Below are 566 nucleotides of genomic sequence, written 5' to 3'. Positions count from 1 at the left end.
GCGGTGGTTCGTGGATTCAGTTTTGTTCCCGTGACCGGGTCGAGATGAACACTAGGGGGCTATCGGCGCGGTGTCATCCTCGCCGCGAGAGGGTCGCGGTTTGATAACGCTTCGGTCACGATCGGCTGTGAGGACCGTAAGGCCAGGTCATCCGCGCGATCGCTAGCAATAGCTCGCATAGGCAATGACCTGCAGGAAGTGACGGCAATCACAGGCGGCATGTGGCTCGGGTCACCCGAGTGAAGGTTACGGAACGGTGTACGCGATGTCGGCCCGTAGCACCGGACCGGACGACGAACGCGGCGGCGACGGCTGCGCTGCCGTCGCCGCCGCCGTTCTGCGGGGCTCTCGTGGGGCTCCTAGACGGGACTCCCCACCGCGTCCTCGTCGCGCGGCTGCGCGACCACGCGATCGGGGCGCGCGGTGTCCCCTCCGGCCCCCTCCGCGAAGCGCTCCAGCACCGCGTCGCGGTACGCCGGGAAGCGGCCGTCGGCGACCGCCTGCCGCGCGCCCGCGGTCACCGCGGCCAGGAACCGCCGGTTGTGCCGGGTCACCGCCTGGACGGC

Annotated in this window: 1 protein-coding gene; it reads right to left on the bottom strand. The window is 70.0% G+C overall.

Annotated elements, in window-relative coordinates; translation table 11 throughout:
* Positions 1-359: 359 nt before the first annotated feature.
* On the bottom strand, positions 360-566 hold a 207-nt coding region (locus FK268_RS24515; RefSeq protein WP_205124548.1), incomplete at its 5' end, for a hypothetical protein.

The sequence above is a fragment of the Tsukamurella sputi genome, from assembly GCF_007858445.1.
In the GTDB taxonomy this organism is placed as follows: domain Bacteria; phylum Actinomycetota; class Actinomycetes; order Mycobacteriales; family Mycobacteriaceae; genus Tsukamurella; species Tsukamurella sputi.
This window is presented reverse-complemented; position numbering and strand designations above follow the sequence as displayed.